Here is a 19,129-nt window from a genome sequence, read left to right on the forward strand (position 1 = left end):
TGCCCCGGGGCCCGGCCGCCGCTGCACCGCCGGTCAGAGCCGGTCGAGGACGCCCCGGAGCTGCTCGACCTCGGCGGACTGGCCCTTGACGATGGCTGCCGCCAGCTTCCTGGCGTCGGGGTTCGCGCCCTCGCGCCGCTCGTCCTCGGCCATGGCGATCGCGCCCTCGTGGTGGTCGATCATCATCTGTGCGAACGCCTTGTCGAACTCCGTGCCCTTCATGGCCTTGAGTTCCGTCATGTCGGCCGCGCTCATCATGCCGTCGGCGCCGTGCCCGCCGCCGTGGCCCATGCCGGAGGCGGACGGCGCGGCGGTGGGCTCGTTCCAGGCCGTGAGCCAGCCCTTCATCGTCTTGATCTCGGGGTCCTGGGCCCGCTCGATCCTCCGGGCCAATTCCTTGATCTCCGCGTCGGAGGCCCGTCCGCCGGCCAGCCGGGCCATCTCCAAGGCCTGCTCGTGGTGCGGGATCATCATCTGCGCGAACATGACGTCGGCGTCGTTGACCTCACCGGCCGGGGTGCGGGAGGCGGTGCCCGTCCCGGCTCCGGCCGTGGCGGACGCCCCGGTGCCGTGGTGCGTTCCGCTCGTGTCGTCGCCGCTGCCGCAGGCGGACAGCAGCAGGGCTCCCGCCGCGACGACGCCGGCCGCGGCGGCACGTCGGGCGGTGGTGCGGCGCAGGGCGCGCGTGAAGGCAGTCATGGTGGTCTTTCACCTCGGGTCGTCTGGTCTTCTCGGGCTGTTTCGGGCGTGCGAGACGGCGGGTCGCGCGAGAAGCGCGCCCGCGCGGGCGTCTCGGCCTACAGCCGGAGGACCGACAACCGGGTGAGATCTATGCCGCGGGGCGGAGGGTCGGGGCGCGGCAGGGCGCCGGCCCGGGCGCGGGCCGCGGCCGGCCGGCCGGGACGGCGGGCCGGCGCCCATCGGACGAGCGCGGCGAGCGCCCACGCGGCGAGCAGCACCGCCACGCAGAGCGAGGCCATGTCCCCGGCCCCGACGGGCGCATCGGTGGAGGCCGCGTGCCCCGCGGGAGCCGCGTGCGGGGCCTCCCCGAAGCCGAGGGCGGCCGGCTTGCCGTGCGCGGTGGGCTTCTCCTGCGCGGCGGGCTTCTCGCGTGCGTCCGGCTGCCCGTGCGCGACGGGCTTGCCGTGCACGGACCCCGGCAGCGGCATCGCCGCGGCCGGTCCGTGCGACGCCTGCCCCGTCCCGGAGCCGTGCGCCTCGGAGGGGTGGCCCACGGTGTGCATGACGAAGACCCCGAGCGCGAGCACGACGACGAGCAGCAGGTGCCCGAAGGCGCCTCCTGCCCGTGCGTACCGGTTCACGGCCACGGTGACTGGACCTCCGTCGTGGACGACAGGGGCAATATACCCCCGGCCCGTATCGGGAGGGCCTTGGGCCTCGTCAGTGGTGCGCGTGCACGACGGCGTGCCCCTTGCCCCGGCCGATCATCCACTTGTTGACCGGCGTGGTGACCAGGAAGGCGACCGCGAACCCGCCGAGCAGGGCCGACCAGAACAACCCGTCGGAGAGGTGGGCGTCCATCGCGCCCGGGGTCAGGGCGATGATCGCGTTGTCGACCAGCTCCATGACGGCGATCGAGACCGTGTCGGCGGCCAGGGCCACCTTGATCGCGGCCTTGAGGCTCAGCCCCGCCCGCACCACCGCGAACAGGGTGAAGGAGTAGCCGAAGAGGAACGCCAGCGTGATCGCCAGCGCCATGGTGGGCACGTTGCCCCAGCCCAGCGCGGTCCCGATGACCATGCCGAGGATCTCGCCGATGGCGCAGCCGGTGAGGCAGTGCAGCGTCGCCCTGACCGCCATGCCCCAGGAGGCGCCCGGACGGGCGTCGTGGGGAGACGCGTGGGATGCCGAGTGGTGAGCGGTGTGGTCCATGAGCCCCACAATATACCCCTAGGGGGTATACGGCCACCCCGGTGGGGCGAGGCCGGGGAGAAAAGGCGGGGCGGGAACAGCACAGCGGGTGGGCACCGGCCCTGACCTGCCGGTGCCCACCCGCTCGCGCTCCTCGCGCCGGCGTCCGCTAGCCGCCCACGTACCAGCTGAAGCCGCCGTTGCTCGTGGCGACGGCCAGCAGCACCAGCCACAGGACCACGTCGACGATGCCGAGGATGATGCCGGCCTTCGCCATGCCGGCGCCGTTCTTCACCGAGGCCTGACGGCGGGCGACGGCACCGAAGATGATGGCCAGGGGGCCGAGGATGATGTTCAGGACGAACAGCCCGACGATGCCGCAGCACAGGCTCGCGATCGCCAGGCCGTTGGTGCGCGATCCGGAGGACGCGGCAGGGGAGGTGCCGTAACTCGTCATGGGAAACTCCCAGTTGTCGTTGACACGGACCGAACGAGCCGTACGCGCCTTCACGTTCGACTCGTTTGTCCGAATGCCCCCTTGCCGCGTTCCCATGTCACCCGGTGCGCGAGGTGTCGGCCGGATGCGCCCTCAGAACAGCCCCTTGTACCCCTGCCACCCGGTCGCGATCTTCGTGCGGCCGCCGAAGGAACCCTTGCCGTCGCCGTTGTTGCGCCAGGCGTTGCCCGAGGTGTCGCGCGAGACCAGGTCGGCGCGGCCGTCCCCGGTGATGTCGCCGACGCCCACGACCGCGTTGTAGGAGGCACCCCAGTCGGCGAACACCTTCACGCGGGCCTTGAAGCCGCCCGTCCCGGTGCCGCCGTAGCGCCACAGCTCGTTCGACTTGTCCTGCGCGAGCAGGTCGCCGTGGCCGTCGCCGTCGAGGTCTCCCGCGCCGACGATCTTCTTGTAGCCGGTCCACTTGGACGCGATCTTCACCCGGGTCGCGAGCTTCCCCGTGCTCGTCGCCTTGTAGAGGTAGACGTCCCCGGTCGTGGCCTGGCGGGCGACCAGGTCCGCGCGCCCGTCACCGCTGACGTCCCCCGGCGAGGTCAGCACGTCGTACTGGGTCCAGCCGGACGTCCCCAGCGAGGTGTACGCCGTCGACGGGGTCACCGCCTTGCCGCACCCCGGCCGGTAGGCGCGCAGCGCCCCGCTGGCGAACCGCACCAGCACGTCGTTGCACCGGTCCCCGTTCAGGTCGCCGAACGGCACCGCCTTCACGGTCGTCGGCCACCCCGAGCCCGTGGTCTTCCCGGTGAACACCCCGGTCCCGGTGCCGGACTGGTACGTCAGCCCGCCCGAGCCGTTCAGCGTCAGCAGCTCGCCGAAGCCGTCCGAGCCGGTGAAGTCGCGCCACGCCGCCGCCGCGCCGGTGACCTTCACCGTCCCCGACCTGGTCAGCGCCGCGCCCTGCCCGTCGGCGGGGGTGACGGTCAGCGTCCAGCCGTAGGCGCCGTTGGGCACCAGCCGGCCGGCGCCGTCCTTGCCGTTCCAGGACGGGGCCACCACGCCGCGCGCCTGGCCACCCGAGAGGGTGCGTACGGCCGTGCCCGCCCTGGCGGAGATCACCAGCTTCCAGGAGGCCGCCGGCTTGTTCAGCCACCACTTCGGACTCCACTGCGCGGCACCGCCCTTGACGTCCACGGAGGCGGCGACGGTGGCGTCCCGCTGCACGAGCGGCGAGACGGGAACACCGCTGGGCGTCAGCCGGACGGAGTGGTCGGAGCGCAGCTGCGCGATCACGCCGGTGTACGGGTCGACGTCCCAGGTCTGGTAGCCGTTGCCCTCGAAGTTCCCGGCGGTGTGCGCCACGGGCGTCTCGCCGCGCACGTCGATCACCTTCAGTCGCCCGGCCTCGGCCGTCGCGACGAAGCCGTCGCCGAGCTGCGCCTGCTCCCAGTCCGGGCCGGAGACGAGCGTCTGGTTCCGCCCGGTGACGGTGTCGTAGACGCCCATGCCCTCCGAGTTGAGCACACAGTTCCACAGCAGCCAGCGGCCGACCGCCTGGAAGTCGTTGAGCAGGCAGCCCCGCCCGAACGACACCGACTCGCCCTCGCGCCCGGTCAGCAGGTCGACCGCGACCACGGAGCTGTTGCCCAGCGACACCCACGCGGTGGTGCCCCACAGCGCCCGCACCCGCTCCGTCGTCTCGTACACCGTGCGCCCGGAGTCGAGGTCGACGACCCGGGTCCGCCCCGCGTCGGCGCTGTCGAACGAACCGGTCAGCGCGGCGAAACGGCCACTGGCGGCGGTCACCGGCAGGTAGCTGCGGGAGCTGTCGATCCGGGTGCCGGGCATCGACTGGGCGGGTCCGAGGAGGTGGGGCTGCGCGGCGGTGTCCTCGCCGTACCCGGCGACGATCGTCCGGCCGTCGCCGGTGTCGACCAGGCGCGGGCCGCCCTCGCCGTAGGGCACCAGGTCGATCCGGCCGCGGTTGACGCGCGTACCCGCCGTGGGGGAGCCGGTGGCGCCGGTGTCGCGGGTGTGCAGGTAGGTCCACTCCCCGGCGGGGTCCTCCTCCACGGTGGTCAGCCGGCCCTGGGCGAGGGTCAGCCGGGAGACCGTGTGAGCGGCCCGCTGGGGGTACGCGTCCGCGACCCTGCGCACGGTGACCCCGCCGCCGTCGGCGGGCTCGACGAGGGAGACGCCCCACTGGTCCGGGTGGGCACCGCCCGGCACCAGCAGCCCGCCGTCCGGGGTCGGCATGGCCTGCCGCGAGGTACGGGCCAGGATCGTCCGGGACGCGGAGCCGTCGAGCGGCACGGCGTCGGCCCGGAAGACGGGAAGGTGCTCGTTCGCACGGCCCAGGGACGCGTCGTACCGGGACACGACGACGCTGTCGCCGACCACGCCCAGCACCTGCGCGACATCGGGCACCGGCATGCTCCGCGGAGCGGCGGTCAGATCCTGGCGCGAGACGGTGAACAGGGTGCCGTTGTGCCACCACACCAGGTGGGTGGCGCCGAGGGCGACGAGGGAGTACCACGCCTTCACCTCGTACGGCAGCGTCGTCAGCCGCCCCTGCGCCACGTCCAGCCAGGCGGTGAACTCGTCGTCGCCCGTGCGGTAGCGCACGATCTGCCCGTCCGCGTCGCTCAGGTCCGAGTGCCACAGGTAGCTGCCGGCGGGCAGGCCCGGCACCGCGCGGTCGGTGACCGAGCCGTCCTCCGCGAGGTCGAGCAGGTGCACCTCGACGTCCTTGCCCGCGGTCCCCGTGGTCGTCACGACCGTCGACCCGAGGGTGCTGAATTAGGCGTGCCCGGCCGGGAGGGCGACCGTGCGGACCTCACCGGAGGCCATGTCGCGCAGTGTCACGGTCCGGGCCGAAGGGTCGTGACGGGCGACGACGTCCGTGCCCGCGCCCGAGGCGGTGGTGCCGTACGAGTCCCAGCCGGACGGGTCGACGACCGTGTCGGCGCCCGTGTAGCTCGTCCACAGGTGACCGCGCCCCTGCTCGTAGCGGAGGAACCCGGAGGGCCCCGCGCTCAGCAGGCTCGTCCAGGGGACGGCGGACGTGGTGGCCGGGACGACCACCTCTCCGGCGACCGTCTCGCCGTGCGCGCTTCCGGCGCTCAGCGCGCCGGCTCCGACGGCGAGTGCGAACGAGACGGCGACGGCGGTGGCGCCTCGGACGAGCGCGCGTCTGCCCATGCAGGACCTCTTCGGGGATGTAGGCATGGCGGGGCAGGCGTGCGCGCGGCAGCCCCGCAGGTCGGACCCTGCGGCAGTCGGCGTTTCGGACACCCCCCCGGGTGAGTGGCCGGATCGTAGCAGTTGTTGGGTTCATGATCGACATGGAAACCCGTGAGCAGCCGTTCCGCCCTCCGTTCCGGCCGTTCCCGCCGTTCCGGCCACCCGGCGGCGCCCCTCCGATAGCATGTTCGATCTCATCAAAGGATCAAAAACTGGAGCATCGCGGGTGTCTTCGCGGATGAGCGGATGAGCGGCATGACTTCGTGGGTCGGGCAACCCCGTCGGCGCGCGATGCTGTGGGCCGCGGCGGTCGCGGTGGCGGGCGGCTTCCTCGTCGCCCTGGAGTTCGCCGCACGCCACTACGGCGAACCGGGCCCGATCACCACCCAGGTGTCGGCCCTCGTCTTCGCCCCCAAGTCGGGCCCGCTCTACGGCGGCCTCGCGCTGATGATGGTCGTGCTCACCTGGCGCCAGCGGTTCCTCGCGGCCGGAGCCGCGCTCGGCATCGACACCGTGCTGCTGCTGGTGCGCTGGGCGGCCGGCGCCGAGATACCCGAGGGTGTCTCCTTCGGCACGGGCGCACTGTGGGTGATGCTCGGCACCGCCGTCGTCGCGCTCACCCGCCGCACCGGCCCCGAACGCGTCCTGCTCCTCAAGGGCGTGGGCCTGGGCCTGCTGCTGGTGGCCGCGCGCAAGACCGGCGACACCTGGCTTTTCATCACCTCGCAGACCCGCCCGACGGTCCTCGACCAGTACGTGGCCACCGCCGACCGCGCCCTGGGCGACCCGTCCTGGCTGGTGGGCCGCATGCTCGAGGCCACCGCCCCGATCGGCCCGCACGTCACCCAGCTCGTGTACGCCCAGCTGGCCGTTGCCGCGGTCGTGGTCGCCTGCTACCAACTGCGCGACGTCGCCACCGAAGGCCGCTTCCCCCGCCACCACCTGGTCCGCACGTTCCTGGTGATCGGCCTCCTCGGCCCGGGCGTCTACATGCTCTTCCCGGTGGTCGGCCCGGTCTTCGCCTACGGCCCCGGCGCCTCCGGCACGGGCGGCGTGGAATGGGCGGTGGCCGACCTGTGGCCCCACACCCCGCCCCCGCTCACCACCCCCCTGCCGATGACCTACGACGGCATCACCCCGCGCAACTGCATGCCCAGCCTGCACACGGCCTGGGCCCTCGCCATCTACCTGCACACCCGCAGCGCCCCCCGCCTGCTCCGCTTCGCGGGCACGTTCTGGCTGGTCGCGACCCTCACCGCGACACTCGGCTTCGGCTACCACTACGGCGTCGACCTCGTCGCGGGCGTGGTCTTCGCCCTCACGGTCGAGGCGGCCGTCCGCGCCGCCGACCGCGGCTGGGACCGCTCCGGCGTCCGGCTGGTCGCGCACGGCACGACGGTCTTCGTCGCGCTCCTGCTCTCCTACCGCTACCTGCCGATGGAGATGGCCCGCCACCCGGAGATCTCCGGCCCGGCCCTGATCCTGGCGATGACGTCGGTGATCTACGGCTACATCCGCACGACGCGCCGCTGGGAACCGGCCCCGGCCCCCACCCCCCGGCCGGACCCGCAGCCGGAGCCGGCCCAGGCGGCGTGACCCGGCCCCCCTACGCGCCCGGGACCCGGTACCCGACGCTCCCCGCCCTGCGCAGGGCGTCCAGCGTCTCGTCGACGCTGAGCAGCACGGTCGTCTCGAACGACTTCAGCGCCCCGCCCCCGCTGATCGCGAGCGCGACGGCGGCCATGGAGACGTCGTCGGGCGCCTCCCAGAGGTTGTAGCCGTCGTGCGAGCCGAAGGCGTACCAGAACCCGTGCAGCGTCCCGCCCACGGACTCGATGTAGGCCTGAGCGGCCCGTCCCCGATCCTCGGGACGCTCGATCATGCGCGCCCAGGTCTCGGGCGTGTAGCTGAACTTCGACAGGTAGAGGGGCACGGTCACTCGCTTTCGCAGGGGGGCGCCGGCGCTCCGGTGATCCGGCGCTGTGGTCAAGGGATGCCACCGAGGGAGGGGGAAGTGTCCGGGGACGCCCCGACTGTCGCTCGAATGTCGGCCGATTCCCTGACATCCGAGGGGCGGCTCCGGTAGGCCTGTGCGGGTGAACACCTCCCCAGAGACCCCCTCCGAGGACGGCGAGCCGCCGTCCGCCGCCCACAAGGCGAAGACCTTCCTCAAGAAGCACCGGAAGGTGATCATCGGCACGGCGGCCCTCATCGCCGCCGGCGTGCTCGTCCACCTGGCCAGGGCCCGCCAAGCCACCGACGGCACGGAGGGTTTCGAGGACCGGGCGGAGACGTACGCACCACAGGCACCACTGCCCGACCCGCCCCCCGGGACCCGGAGATGCGCCAGGTGCGAGAAGGCGTTCGACGTGGAAGCGGCGCGCACCGAATACAACGACTGGTTCGACGGAGACCTCGACTACGACGAGCACTACGCGGGAGAGGTCTGCGCCGACTGCGCCGTACCGGACAGCGAGGGGCTCATCAACCAGGGCCGCGCGATCTTCATGATGAACGGAGACGAGGACTACGACGACGACTTCGTGCGCATGTACCTGTGACCGACGGGAGGCGACTGCGCCCACCGGGTCCAGGCGCGGACCGCTCCCGCGTATCCACAGCCTGTGGACGCAGCGGCCGCCCCGGACCGCACGAACCCGGCACACTCCCGGCACGCGCAGCCATCGGGCCCTGCTTGAATCGGCCCATGACTTCCGCTGACGCACCGCACGGCACGCAAGAGGTGATGGAGCTGGCGGTCTGGTTCGGCGGGGCATCCGTGGCGTGCTGGTTCTGCTGCCCCTTCTGGGCCCTCGTCTGCTTCCTCGCCCTGCCACTGGCCCTGGCCGGCCTGGTGCGGGCCTGCGTCGAGTTCCGGTCGTCGGCGCACGGCCGAGCGAGCAGACGGCGAGCCATAGCGGGCGGCGCGCTGTCCCTCCTGGGAGGAGCAGCGGCCCTCACGTACATCCTCTTCCTGGCCACCCACCCGGACCTCCCTGTCCAGGAGTAGGGGTTCCGCTCACCGTGCCGCGGGGACGGTTCGCGGAGGACGAGGACCGGGGCCACGGGCCATGACCCGTGGTCCCCGTCCTGCCGGCGCCTCACAGGTGCTGCTTGGCTGCTCTGACCAGTCGGCTGATGTCGTCACGCGTCCGCACCCTGGCCTCGTCGAGTTCGGTTCTGCCGTCCGTCTTGGACAGCGCCGTGACGTCTGCGAGCAGATCCTCCGCGGACCGGCTGAGCGTCTCGTCGTCCGTGAGCATCTGCACGCGGAACAGCGCCTCCTGGGCGTGGGAGCGGAGGTCGTAGGCACGGATGCGCACGGTGTCGGGATCCTCCGGCGGTGGCTGTTCGTGCTCGCAGAACCAGAGGTGCACCAGGCAGCGCCGGTAGTTGACCAGCGCGCCGGCGTAGGCGGAGTAGGCGTCGAGTCGTTCCTGCCGCACCTTCTCCCGGCGGGTGAACTGATGGCCCCTGTCGGTGGTGCGCTGCTGGAACGCCAGAGTGATCCCCGAACCGAGCAGCGTTCCCAGGACGGCTATGCCGCTGGCGATGATGGTCTCCACACCCCCAGCTGATCACGCGCCGGTGTTCTCCGCGGGCCGTAGCCCCACTCCTGCTCCGGGACCGCTGGGACTGTCGGTGCCGCGTGCCATGATCCTCGGGTGCTGCGCATCCCGGGATACGAAGGCGGCCCTCTGACCGAGGGGAGCGCCTACCTGGACGACCCCTTGTTCTGGCCCGTGCACCTCGGTACGTGCTTGCGTGGTGAGGACGCGCAACGGGCCGCGTTCGGCGCCGACTGGGACGCGGCCATGGAGCTGTACCGTGCCCTCTCCGCCGACCACGAGTGGCCGGTGTTCAGGGTGCCCCTGCGGTCGGGCCACACCATCCACGTCGTCTACCGCAACTTCGACGGGGAGCGGGGGGTGGACTACCTGATACATCACCCGGCTTGGCCCGCGGCGGAAACCCTCGCAGTGGACGACGGCCACTTCATGGGACCCGGCACGGCCTGGCCGGAACTGCTGTCCGCCGCCCGACAGCCGGTGCACACGGGAGTCGCCGATACCGACTCCCGCCTCCTGCTGCTCTTCCCGACCCTCGGCGACGCGCGGCTCCCCGACGACGCGGCGGTTCCCCTCACTGCCGCGCTTGCCGCACTCACCTCGATCGAAGAGCCCGCCGAAGTGGCGGGGATGCTCCTGGAGAACCAGGGCCAGTGGGAGCCTGCCCACTGGAGAATGGAGGACGCCGTCCGGATCAACGACGGCGGGCACTCCTACCGGAACCCGTACAACGCCTTCGCGCTGCCGGAAGGGCGCCTGCGGGAGATCAGCGACGCGTTGAACGGCGCGGACCGACAGCCGAACTCCCCACCGCTCCCGGATCGATGGACGGGGGAGCGGCGAGTACGGACGGATCCGCCGGCCTGAGTGCCGGCCTGAGGCGGCGAACTGCCCCGAACGCCACCGCGTCTGTTCCCCCCCCCCGGCCGACGGTCCGCCCCGCTCCCACCCGCAGGTGACCGGCTCAGCCGCCGACGTGGATACCGGGACGGCGGTCGGGGTCGGGTTCATGGCTGCGGATGATCTCGCGCGTGACGGGGGCGGTGTCACCGCGACCGAGGAGGAAGTAGCGGATCATGTGGACCAGAGGGCTGCCCTCGGCCCAGGCGAAGTAGCAGTGCGGCCGCACCCCGGTGGCGTCGCGCAGGGCGAGAAGGACGGCGGCGATGGCGTTGGGGGCGGCCGGTGCCTCGGCGCGCAGGACGCGGTAGCCGTCGACTTCGACCCCGTGGACGGTGAGGGTCTCGCTGAAGTCGGACGGGTCGACCACGTCGATCTCCAGGAAGATCACGTCAGCGGGGCCCGGCACCGGGTTGGTGCCGCGCTGTTCGCGTTCCTTGGCGCTGTACTCGGCGAAGTCACCGGCCTGGCGCCGGTTGGCGATGATGTTGATGGACTCGTCGTGGGCGAGCGTGTCGGCGATGAACCGGCGGGCGGTCTCGTCGAAGACGATGCGATCGGCGCGCAGTTCGGTGGTGCGCGAGACCCGGGAGATCAGCGACACGACGATGATGCCCAGGATGAAGAAGCCGGAGATGGCGATGCCGTCGGGCTTGTCGACGATGTTGGCCACCAGGGCGTAGAGCAGGACCGCGGTGAGCAGGGCGAAGCCGGCGGTACTCGCGCGTCGGCGGTTGCGCGCCACGAAGACGGTCACCGCGAAGGCGCCGGACACCATCATCGCCAGGATCCCGGTGGCGTACGCACCGGCCTGGGAGTCGACGTCGGCGTCGAAGGCGATGGTGATCAGGATGCAGAGAGCGGTGTAGACGATGACGACCGGGCGCACCGCGCGTCCCCACTCGGGTGCCATGCCGTAGTCGGGCAGGTAGCGGGGAACGATGTTGATCAGTCCGGCCATGGCCGAAGCGCCGGCGAACCACAGGATGAGGATGGTGCTGACGTCGTAGGCGGTGCCGAACGCCTCGCTCACATGCTCGTGCGCCAGCCAGGCCAGCGCCCGCCCGTTGGCGGCACCGCCGGGCTCGAACTCCTTCTCCGGGATGAGCACGGTGGTCACGAAGCTGGCGGACAGCAGGTAGACGCTCATGATCACAGCGGCCGTGGTCAGCAGCCGGCGCGCGTTACGGATCCGGGCGCGCAGCCGCTGCTCCTCGTCGGCACCCTCGGCCGCCACGAGCGGCATCATGCTCACCCCGGTCTCGAAGCCCGACAGCCCCAGCACCAGCAGGGGGAAGGCCAGCAGCGCCGGGCCGGCAAGGTCACCGAAGCCGCCTCCGCCGGCGACGAGCGCGTCGGTCCAGGCCGACAGCGCACCGTCCGTCGTGAAGACATCGACCAGGCCCACACCGATGACCACCGCGTTGAGTATCAGGAAGACGGCGACCAGCGGAATGGCGACACTGACCGCCTCACTGAACCCCAGCAGGAAGACACCCCCCAGGATCAGCAGCAGTCCCACCGTCAGGGCGACTTCGTGTCCGTGGAGGGCGGAAGGGAAGAAGGGGTTCTCCATCACGTGCACGGAGGCGTCCGCCGTGGACAGGGTGATGGTGATGATCCACGAGGTGGCCACGAACCCGAGCAGGACCAGCACGAACAGCTTGCCCCACCAGAACGGCAGCAGATCCTCCAGCATGGCGACCGATCCCGCGCCGTGCGGGCTCTCCCTGGCCACCTTCCGGTACATCGGCAGCATCCCCAGCAGCGTCAACGCCACGATGAGCAGCGTCGCCAGGGGCGAGACGGCCCCGGCGGCCGCGGCGGCGATGGCCGGCACGTAAGCCAGACTGGAGAAGTAGTCGACCCCGGTCAGGCACATCACCTTCCACCAGGCATGCGGCTCGGCATGGCTCTCACCGGCCGCAGGCCCCACCGGCTGCACCTGGTGACGCAGCAGCCACCGAGCAGCCTTGCCGGTCGGCGGTGTCCGCGGAGCCGGACTGTCCACCGACTCCGGCATCATCGGCCGGCTGCCATCACTCATGTCCCCCATGCCCTTCCTCGTCCGACCGCAGAACCGGTAGCGGCGGCCCTCACCCTGACGGCACCGCAACGATCACCGAGTATGCGGCTTCCCGATTCCACCACTGGCTACCGCGTCCCGCACGAGCCGGTCGACCGTGGCACTTACGCGCCGGCAGGGCAGCGGACGGAGTCTTGACAGAACCGGCCCGGACAACGAACTGGCGCTCCCTCAGCTTGGGAAGCGGGCGACCGCGGGCAGGGGCTCTCCACCGTGGTCCTCCGCATTCCTTGCGGCCGGGCATCCGGTCGGAAGACCCGTGGAGCGGCAGGGGCAGTGGTCGCCCTGAAGACGAAGCCGCGTGATGTGTGCCCTACGTGTGCTGTCGGGCTGCTAGGACAAGTCGCGGCGGACCAGCGCCAGAGCGAACGGCTCTCCGGTGGCCCGGGCGTAGGCCATCCGCTCACGCACCTCACTGAGGGTGCGTGGGCGGTAGCCGGGGCCCCCGCAGCAGCTCTTGTGGAAGCGCACACCGGCGTGCAGCAGTACGGAGAGGGTTCGCCAGGCGGCCGTGTCCCGCTTCTTGGGTGCCGCGAAGGCGGAGCCGACGTGGATCAATGGTTCGGCGCAGCGTGGACAGACCCGGTCGTGGTCGTGGTAGCCCGGGTAGGGCTGCTTGAACGAGGCCCGGCAGGGCAGGCAAACGTACGAGGTCTTTCCATGGGCCATGCGGGAAGGGTAGGGCCGCCGCAGGTTCGGGCTCGACAGATTTCCGGCACGCTGCGTCGGCTCTCGGTAGAGGTGGGTCGGCGACGGGCGAGGTTCGGTAGACGAGACCCCAGGGGGTCAAGGCAAAGCGTGCTGCGCGTGGGACCGAGGGCAACGTGCCGCGCAACAAAAACCCCAGGTCTTGGACCTGGGGCTTCGCATGGAGCGGGTGACGAGAATCGAACTCGCGCTCTCAGCTTGGGAAGCTGATGTTCTACCATTAAACTACACCCGCGTAAGACCCCGACCGGAGTCGGTGTCCGAATGCTCGCCCACTCTACCTCATGCCAGGCCCCCGGTGTCCGCACCGTGGGGCCTGATGGTCTCTCAGGGATGGGATGCGGCTGCGGGGGAACGGAGTTGAGGCGTACGGTGTGGGCGTCGAGGCGGGTGCCCGGCGGGACCGGAGTGCCGCCTGGAGAGCCGTCCCTTTGATCCCGTACTGTGGCTTTTGTCGTCAGGCGAGCAGCAGCCGGACGCGGCTCTTGGGGAAGGGACTCTTGGACTTGATGGAGCGCACCGTCGTCCGTTGTGCCGATGGGCACGTGTTCACCACCGCTTCGTTCCCGATGCAGCAGGCCGAGCGGCTCGGCCCCGGGCGGCTGCTTCGGTGCCCGCGCTGTGCGCGGCTCCGGAGCGTCGTGCCCGTCAGCTATCAGAAGCAGTAGCGGACACACAGCAGGCAGCAGGATTAGTAGGCAGCAGGACCAGTAGGCAGCAGGACACAGCAGGTAGCAGGACTCAGCAGCAGCGCAGGCGCGCGGTGGCGTCCGGTTGTGGTCGCTCCGCGCGCCTTGCGTATCCTCGGGGCGTGCTTCTCTCAGACAAGGACATCCGGGCCGAGATCGACGCCGGACGGGTACGCATCGATCCGTATGACGACGCGATGGTGCAGCCGTCGAGCATCGACGTGCGTCTCGACCGCTACTTCCGGGTGTTCGAGAACCACCGGTACCCCCACATCGACCCCGCCGTCGAGCAGAGCGACCTGACCCGGCTCGTGGAGCCGGAGGGGGACGAGCCGTTCATCCTGCACCCCGGTGAGTTCGTGCTGGCGAGCACGTACGAGGTCATCACGCTGCCCGACGATCTCGCCTCCCGGCTGGAGGGGAAGAGCTCGCTGGGGCGCCTGGGGCTGGTGACGCACTCCACCGCCGGGTTCATCGACCCCGGGTTCAGCGGGCACGTCACCCTGGAGCTGTCGAACCTCGCCACCCTGCCGATCAAGCTCTGGCCGGGCATGAAGATCGGGCAGCTGTGCATGTTCCGGCTGAGCTCGCCCGCCGACTTCCCGTACGGCAGCGAACGGTACGGGTCGCGGTACCAGGGACAGCGGGGGCCGACCGCCTCCCGGTCCTTCCTCAACTTCCATCGGACCCAGGTGTGAGCGACAGCAGCATGAGCCCTGTGCGGGAGAACCTTTCCTACGAGCAGTTCGGCGTCGCCGTGCGCGAGCTCGCGCAGACGATCGCGGACGACGGCTACCAGCCCGACATCGTGCTCAGCATCGCCCGCGGCGGCGTCTTCGTGGCCGGTGGCCTCGCCTACGCGCTCGACTGCAAGAACATCCACCTCGTGAACGTCGAGTTCTACACGGGCGTCGGGACCACGCTGGAGATGCCCGTCATGCTCGCCCCGGTGCCGAACGTGATCGACTTCTCGCGGAAGAAGGTGCTGATCACCGACGACGTCGCCGACACCGGCAAGACGCTGAAGCTGGTGCGCGACTTCTGCCTCGACACCGTCGCGGAGGTGCGCAGCGCCGTCGTGTACGAGAAGTCGCACTCGCTCGTGAAGTGCGAGTACGTGTGGAAGCGGACCGACGACTGGATCAACTTCCCGTGGAGCGTCGAACCGCCCGTGGTGCGGCGGTCCGGGCAGGTGCTCGACGCCTGACAGTGGCAGCAGAAAGGGGCTCCCCGCCGGGGAGCCCCTTCTCGTGCGGGTGAGCCTCAGACCGTGCCCAGCTTCACGATCGACAGCAGCGCGACCAGCTGGATCGCCGACGCGCCCAGCGCCTTCGGCCAGGGCAGGTCGTGGGAGCGGCCGACCATGAGGGTCAGCAGGACACCGCCCGCCACCCAGGTCGCCCAGCCCAGCAGCTGCACGAACGTCGCGTCGCCGCCGGCGAACATCGCGACGACCAGGCGCGGCGCGTCCGTGAGGGACATGATCAGCATGGACAGGCCGACCGTGGGCTGCCAGGCGCCGTCGCCGCCGAGCTGGCGGGCCAGCGTGTGGGTGACCACGCCCAGGACGAACGCGCTCAGCACCATCGCGACGGCCGTCGTCAGGACGATGGGGATCGCGTTCGAGAGTGTGGCGTTTATCGCATCCTCGCGGGCGCCGTCGAAACCGAAGACGGCGAGCAGGCCGTAGAGGAACGTGACGATCAGGGCGGGGCCCCACATCGTGTAGTCCCGCATCTGGAGGAACGTCTGGTTCGGGGCGAGGACGATCCCGCGCAGCAGGGCCTTCCAGTGCAGGCGCGGGCCGACCGGGCCGGGCGGCGGGGCGGCCGAGCCGGCGCGGTAGGTGTCGCCCTGGGTGTAGGGGTCCTCGCCGACGGAGAAGGCCTGGGTGTGGCCCGGGTTGTTCGCCGCGTACGGGTCCTGCGGGCCCTGGGGGCCGGGCGGGTACGCGCCGTCGCCGAAGTACTCCGGCTCGCCGTGACCACCGGGACCGCCCTGGCCGCCGTAGCCGCCGCCGGCGTTCGACTGCGGCCAGGCGGGGCCGCCGCCGCTGCCGTACGGCGGCTGCTGCTGCGGGTACGGCTGCGGCGCCGGCGGGTAGCCGTACGACGGCCCCTGCGGCGTCTGCTGCCCGTACGGAGGGTGTTGCGGTCGCGTCTGAGGAGCGCCGTTGTTCCGGCCGCGTCCGATCCTGAATCCAGCCACGTCTTCGAACGTACCTGGTCCCGGGCGGTGGCGGGCCGGGCCCGGGCATCCGGGCCCGGCTTTGCGGCCGAGCTGTGACATCCCTTAAGGGACAGGGGCCTTGGGTGTCGGTGGCCCGTCGGGGATCGGCCGTACGGGCCGCGGTGGTCAGGAGGTGAGGGCCCTCCCGTAGCCCGGTGCGCCGGCCGTGGAGACGCCGGTCGTGGCCGGGCCGAAGCTCACCGCGCCGGACGTCGTCGGGCCGGTGGCCGTGGCGCGCAGGGACCAGACCGCGCCGTCGCCGGCGTTCTCGCCGGGCGCGGAGACGGACAGGTCGGCGCGGCGGTCGCCGGTGTGGTCGGTGAGGGTGACGCGCTCGCCGAACCGGTCGCCGTTCTCCGAGGCGCCGGGCACGCCCGCCGTGTTCTGGGTGTACGACACCGCGCCCTTGGTGGTGAGGCCGGACGCCGAGCCGTACAGCACGGTCACCGCGCCCGCGGCGGCGTTCTCGCCCGCGGTGCCGATGGCCAGGTCGGCGTACCCGTCCCCGTTGACGTCGCCGAGCGCCACGCCGCTGCCGAAGCGGTCGCCCTTCTCGGCGGCGCCGGGCACCCCGGCGGTGTCCTGGGTGAGGACGAGCGGGGCTCGGCCGGGGTCGACGCCGGCGGGTCCGCCGTAGACGACGGAGACCTTGCCGCCGAGGGCGCCGCCGGGGTCGGCGGAGGCCTCCCGGTCGTTGCCGACGGCGATGTCGGCGTGGCCGTCGCCGTCGATGTCGCCGACGGCCGAGACGAACCCGCCGGGCAGGTTCTGCAGCCAGTCGCCGTAGTTGCCGATCGTCATGTCGGCGAGGGCGGTGGTGGCGGCGCCGTTGTGCGCGGCGCGGCCGTGCAGGACGACGTGGGGGTGGCCGGCGCCGGTGACGTCGCCGGCGGAGAGGTGGGTGACGCCGGTGGCGGAGGACCACCAGTCGTTGCGGGAGCCCGAGGCGCCGTTCGGTGAACCGGTCTTCGTGACGGGGCCGTTGACGAGGGTGAGGGTGACCGGGCCGGTGGCGCCGACCGCCACGTCGGGGTCGCCGTCGTGGTCGAAGTCGCCGGCGGCGAGGGTCTGGCCGTAGCGGTCGTAGTCCCGGTCGAAGGGGCTGTAGAGCGAGCGGGCGCCGCTCAGGCCCGACGCCGAGCCCCAGACCAGGGTGACGGTGCCGTTGTTCGTGTCGTACGCGTCCTCGCCCGGCACGCCGATCAGCAGGTCGGCGTAGCCGTCCCGGTCGAGGTCGGCGGAGGCCAGGGCGGAGCCGAAGGCGTCGTCGGCCTCGGCGGCGCCGGGCATCCCGGCGGTGTCCTGGGTGAGGAGGGTGCGCGTGGCGGTCTTCGGGCCGCCGGTGCTGCCGTAGACGACGGAGACCGCGCCCGCCCTCGCCTTCCCGGAGACCGTGGCGCCGGGCGCGCCGATCGCGAGGTCGGTGCGGCCGTCGCCGTTGAAGTCCCAGGGGGCGGCGGCGGTGGCGGCGTGCGCCGGGACGACGGTGAGGGTGAGGGGGGCCAGGGCTGCCGCGACCAGGACGGCGGTCGTACGGGTCCGCATGGGGATGGGTGCCTCGCTGGGGAGTCGTCGGTGGGTCACTGGGCGATGGCCCAGGCGAAGGCGGCGCCGCCCTTGAGGGAGACGTCGCGGGCCGACACGAACAGCGACCCGGAGGTGGTCAGACCGGAGGCGGAGCCGCGCAGGACGGTGACCGCGCCGTAGCCGTTCTCGTAGCCGGCGCCGGTGACCAGGTCGGCCTTGCCGTTCTTGTCGAGGTCGACCAGGCGCACCGTCATGCCGAAGGCGTCCATGGTCTCGTTGCTGCCGGGGACGCCGGCGGTGTCCTGCGACCAGGACTTCGCGCCGGTGCCGGTGAGGCCGCCCGCCGAGCCGAACAGGAGGGTGACCGAGCCGGCGTCCTCCACCGAGCCGATGTCCTCGGCCCAGGCGCCGACCGCGATGTCGGCGTACCCGTCGCCGTTGACGTCGCCGGCGCTGAGCGCCGAGCCGAACAGGTCGCCGCTCTCGCCCGCTCCGGGCACGCCCGCGGTGTCCTGGTGGATCACGGTCGGCTTCTGCGCCGGGTCGGGGCCGGACGGGCCGCCGTACCAGACGGTGATCTGGCCGCCCTTGTGGCCGCCGGGCTTGTCGGCCCTCGGCTCCTGGTAGTCGCCGAGGACGAGGTCGCCGTAGCCGTCGCCGTTGACGTCGGCGATGGTGCCCTGCTCGCCGTCGGCGTTCGGCAGGTCGGTGGCGGCGTACCTGGTGCCGGTCCAGCCGTGGAAGGCGATGTCGCCGCCCGGGTCGCCGTCGACGAGGAAGGGGTAGACGCGCTCGGCGTCGCCGTCCCGGTTGAGGTCGCCTGCGAAGACCTCGTACGTCGAGCCGAACGTGCCGAGGCTGGTGTGGCTCGCGGGGCCGCTCGTGCGGGTGAAGGGGCCCTTGTAGAGGCGGGTGCGGGACTGGCCGGTGAGCGTCACGTCCGTCGCGCCGTCCCCGTCGAAGTCGCCGGTGGCGACGCCGGAGGAGAAGCCGCCCCACTCGGTGAGGTCGGACGGCTGGGGCAGGCCCTTGCCACCGGACAGGCCGGACTTGCCGCCCCACAGGACGGTGGCCGAGCCGACGCCGTCCCGGTCGCCGATGTCCTCGTACTGGGCGCCGACGACCAGGTCGGAGTAGCCGTCGCGGTCGAGGTCGCCGGCGGCGAGGCTGTAGCCGAAGCGGTCGTCCTCCTCGGCGGCGCCCGGGACACCGGCGGAGTCCTGCGTGATGACGGTCCTGCGGGCCGCGGACACGCCGGACGACGAGCCGTACAGCACGACGACGGCGCCGGCGCTGTGCACCGAGCCGACGTCGGCGGCGAACGCGCCGATGGCGACGTCGCGGTAGCCGTCGCCGTTGAAGTCGCCGGAGAGGCCGGAGGGTGCGGCCGTGGCGGCGGGGGCGGTGGTGAGCAGGCCGGTGGTGAGGGCGACGGCCAGGAAGAGGGTGCGCTTGCGCAAGGCGGGGCTCCGGGTCGGGGGTGGGGCGGGAGGGCTCAGGCGGCGGCAGGGGTGCCGGGGCCGGCCGGGGGCGTGGGTGCGGAGTCCCGGGGCGGTGCGCCGTGCGGCGGGGTGTGCTGGTCCATGCGGGGGTCTCCTGCGGCGGGCGGGGTGCCTGGCGGGCATCCGCGGTCGGTGAGGTGCCGGGTCCGCCCCCGTTCGCCGGGGGTTGTCCCGGCGTTCATGGGTGGTCGGCGATCAGGAGACCTGCGTGAGGGCGTAAGGGTTGTACGTGCGTTCGGTTGTTTTCGGGGCTGCTGTGCGTTGTTCCGGGCCGGTGTGGGCCGGGGGCCGGTGCGGGCCGGGTGAAGCCGCGGAAAACTCGGGGACCGTCGCCAGAGGCGTGCGATAGAAAG

General features: G+C 72.0%; 19 protein-coding genes and 1 tRNA gene. 6 read left to right on the forward strand and 14 right to left on the reverse strand.

All coding sequences use genetic code 11. The features are described from left to right. Window positions 1-33 precede the first annotated feature (33 nt). From ACF07N_RS16540 to ACF07N_RS16565, 6 genes are all read right to left on the reverse strand, one after another. Window positions 34-699: a DUF305 domain-containing protein gene (locus ACF07N_RS16540; protein WP_392113134.1), complete on the reverse strand. Its 666-nt coding sequence runs from the start codon at window positions 697-699 to the stop codon at window positions 34-36. A 98-nt stretch (window positions 700-797) separates the two neighbouring features. Then, window positions 798-1,328, reverse strand: coding sequence for a hypothetical protein (locus ACF07N_RS16545; RefSeq protein WP_392113137.1), 531 nt, complete (start codon window positions 1,326-1,328; stop codon window positions 798-800). 73 nt (window positions 1,329-1,401) lie between these two features. Beyond that, the gene (locus tag ACF07N_RS16550) at window positions 1,402-1,893 is read right to left on the reverse strand and encodes a DUF4396 domain-containing protein (RefSeq protein WP_383335632.1); all 492 of its coding nucleotides are present in this window, start codon (window positions 1,891-1,893) and stop codon (window positions 1,402-1,404) included. 148 nt (window positions 1,894-2,041) lie between these two features. Continuing rightward, window positions 2,042-2,329 carry a DUF4190 domain-containing protein gene (locus tag ACF07N_RS16555; RefSeq protein WP_383335631.1) on the reverse strand — a complete coding sequence of 96 codons (288 nt, stop codon included), beginning with the start codon at window positions 2,327-2,329 and terminating at the stop codon, window positions 2,042-2,044. Window positions 2,330-2,461: 132 nt separating this feature from the next. Further along, complete coding sequence (locus ACF07N_RS16560) at window positions 2,462-5,098, reverse strand: FG-GAP-like repeat-containing protein (RefSeq protein ID WP_392113141.1); 2,637 nt, start codon at window positions 5,096-5,098, stop codon at window positions 2,462-2,464. A gap of 24 nt (window positions 5,099-5,122) precedes the next feature. Further along, complete coding sequence (locus ACF07N_RS16565; protein ID WP_392113144.1) at window positions 5,123-5,524, reverse strand: hypothetical protein; 402 nt, start codon at window positions 5,522-5,524, stop codon at window positions 5,123-5,125. 333 nt (window positions 5,525-5,857) lie between these two features. Here ACF07N_RS16565 and ACF07N_RS16570 point away from each other — a divergent pair, with 333 nt between their 5' ends. After that, window positions 5,858-7,162, forward strand: a complete 1,305-nt coding sequence (locus ACF07N_RS16570; RefSeq protein WP_392113648.1) for a phosphatase PAP2 family protein — start codon at window positions 5,858-5,860, stop codon at window positions 7,160-7,162. A gap of 10 nt (window positions 7,163-7,172) precedes the next feature. Here ACF07N_RS16570 and ACF07N_RS16575 read toward each other — a convergent pair whose 3' ends face one another. Beyond that, entirely contained in the window at window positions 7,173-7,499 is a 327-nt protein-coding gene (locus ACF07N_RS16575; RefSeq protein WP_383335628.1) for a GYD domain-containing protein, read from the reverse strand. Window positions 7,500-7,662: 163 nt separating this feature from the next. Here ACF07N_RS16575 and ACF07N_RS16580 point away from each other — a divergent pair, with 163 nt between their 5' ends. Continuing rightward, window positions 7,663-8,127, forward strand: a complete 465-nt coding sequence (locus ACF07N_RS16580) for a hypothetical protein (protein WP_392113147.1) — start codon at window positions 7,663-7,665, stop codon at window positions 8,125-8,127. A 146-nt stretch (window positions 8,128-8,273) separates the two neighbouring features. Further along, complete coding sequence (locus tag ACF07N_RS16585; RefSeq protein ID WP_392113150.1) at window positions 8,274-8,576, forward strand: hypothetical protein; 303 nt, start codon at window positions 8,274-8,276, stop codon at window positions 8,574-8,576. A gap of 91 nt (window positions 8,577-8,667) precedes the next feature. Here the strand turns inward: ACF07N_RS16585 and ACF07N_RS16590 are convergent, their stop codons facing one another. Further along, the gene (locus tag ACF07N_RS16590) at window positions 8,668-9,132 is read right to left on the reverse strand and encodes a hypothetical protein (protein ID WP_392113153.1); all 465 of its coding nucleotides are present in this window, start codon (window positions 9,130-9,132) and stop codon (window positions 8,668-8,670) included. 99 nt (window positions 9,133-9,231) lie between these two features. On the opposite strand from ACF07N_RS16590, the gene ACF07N_RS16595 reads away from it, so the two are divergent. Further along, a complete protein-coding gene (locus ACF07N_RS16595; RefSeq protein ID WP_392113156.1) occupies window positions 9,232-10,002 on the forward strand; it encodes a hypothetical protein in 771 nt (256 codons plus the stop codon). A gap of 97 nt (window positions 10,003-10,099) precedes the next feature. Here the strand turns inward: ACF07N_RS16595 and ACF07N_RS16600 are convergent, their stop codons facing one another. The 3 genes from ACF07N_RS16600 to ACF07N_RS16610 form a co-directional block, all read right to left on the reverse strand. After that, window positions 10,100-12,082 (reverse strand): amino acid transporter, encoded by a 1,983-nt coding sequence (locus tag ACF07N_RS16600; RefSeq protein ID WP_392113159.1) that lies wholly within the window; start codon window positions 12,080-12,082, stop codon window positions 10,100-10,102. Window positions 12,083-12,454: 372 nt separating this feature from the next. After that, on the reverse strand, window positions 12,455-12,790 hold the full coding sequence (locus ACF07N_RS16605) for a deoxyxylulose-5-phosphate synthase (protein ID WP_392113162.1): 336 nt from the start codon (window positions 12,788-12,790) through the stop codon (window positions 12,455-12,457). Between the two features lie 200 nt (window positions 12,791-12,990). After that, window positions 12,991-13,064: transfer RNA gene (locus ACF07N_RS16610), tRNA-Gly, on the reverse strand. A gap of 576 nt (window positions 13,065-13,640) precedes the next feature. Between ACF07N_RS16610 and dcd the strand changes: the two genes are divergently transcribed. Both dcd and ACF07N_RS16620 read left to right on the forward strand, forming a co-directional pair. Beyond that, window positions 13,641-14,216, forward strand: a complete 576-nt coding sequence (dcd, locus tag ACF07N_RS16615) for a dCTP deaminase (protein ID WP_356443594.1) — start codon at window positions 13,641-13,643, stop codon at window positions 14,214-14,216. A gap of 11 nt (window positions 14,217-14,227) precedes the next feature. Beyond that, a complete protein-coding gene (locus tag ACF07N_RS16620; protein ID WP_383581415.1) occupies window positions 14,228-14,725 on the forward strand; it encodes a phosphoribosyltransferase in 498 nt (165 codons plus the stop codon). 56 nt (window positions 14,726-14,781) lie between these two features. Here ACF07N_RS16620 and ACF07N_RS16625 read toward each other — a convergent pair whose 3' ends face one another. From ACF07N_RS16625 to ACF07N_RS16635, 3 genes are all read right to left on the reverse strand, one after another. After that, window positions 14,782-15,807, reverse strand: coding sequence for a Yip1 family protein (locus ACF07N_RS16625; protein WP_383335616.1), 1,026 nt, complete (start codon window positions 15,805-15,807; stop codon window positions 14,782-14,784). 66 nt (window positions 15,808-15,873) lie between these two features. After that, window positions 15,874-17,292 (reverse strand): FG-GAP-like repeat-containing protein, encoded by a 1,419-nt coding sequence (locus ACF07N_RS16630; protein WP_392113166.1) that lies wholly within the window; start codon window positions 17,290-17,292, stop codon window positions 15,874-15,876. A gap of 35 nt (window positions 17,293-17,327) precedes the next feature. Further along, window positions 17,328-18,734 (reverse strand): FG-GAP-like repeat-containing protein, encoded by a 1,407-nt coding sequence (locus tag ACF07N_RS16635; protein WP_392113169.1) that lies wholly within the window; start codon window positions 18,732-18,734, stop codon window positions 17,328-17,330. Between the last annotated feature and the right edge of the window lie 395 nt (window positions 18,735-19,129).

Source organism: Streptomyces sp. NPDC015242 (assembly GCF_043079125.1).
Lineage (GTDB): Bacteria > Actinomycetota > Actinomycetes > Streptomycetales > Streptomycetaceae > Streptomyces.

Coding starts and splice junctions, on each gene's coding strand:
- ACF07N_RS16540 (WP_392113134.1), bottom strand. CDS start 699: ATGACTGCCTTCACGCGCGCCCTGCGCCGCACCACCGCCCGACGTGCC.
- ACF07N_RS16550 (WP_383335632.1), bottom strand. CDS start 1,893: ATGGACCACACCGCTCACCACTCGGCATCCCACGCGTCTCCCCACGAC.
- ACF07N_RS16555 (WP_383335631.1), bottom strand. CDS start 2,329: ATGACGAGTTACGGCACCTCCCCTGCCGCGTCCTCCGGATCGCGCACC.
- ACF07N_RS16565 (WP_392113144.1), bottom strand. CDS start 5,524: ATGGGCAGACGCGCGCTCGTCCGAGGCGCCACCGCCGTCGCCGTCTCG.
- ACF07N_RS16570 (WP_392113648.1), top strand. CDS start 5,858: ATGCTGTGGGCCGCGGCGGTCGCGGTGGCGGGCGGCTTCCTCGTCGCC.
- ACF07N_RS16585 (WP_392113150.1), top strand. CDS start 8,274: ATGACTTCCGCTGACGCACCGCACGGCACGCAAGAGGTGATGGAGCTG.
- ACF07N_RS16600 (WP_392113159.1), bottom strand. CDS start 12,082: ATGAGTGATGGCAGCCGGCCGATGATGCCGGAGTCGGTGGACAGTCCG.
- ACF07N_RS16605 (WP_392113162.1), bottom strand. CDS start 12,790: ATGGCCCATGGAAAGACCTCGTACGTTTGCCTGCCCTGCCGGGCCTCG.
- ACF07N_RS16620 (WP_383581415.1), top strand. CDS start 14,228: ATGAGCCCTGTGCGGGAGAACCTTTCCTACGAGCAGTTCGGCGTCGCC.
- ACF07N_RS16625 (WP_383335616.1), bottom strand. CDS start 15,807: ATGTCACAGCTCGGCCGCAAAGCCGGGCCCGGATGCCCGGGCCCGGCC.
- ACF07N_RS16630 (WP_392113166.1), bottom strand. CDS start 17,292: ATGCGGACCCGTACGACCGCCGTCCTGGTCGCGGCAGCCCTGGCCCCC.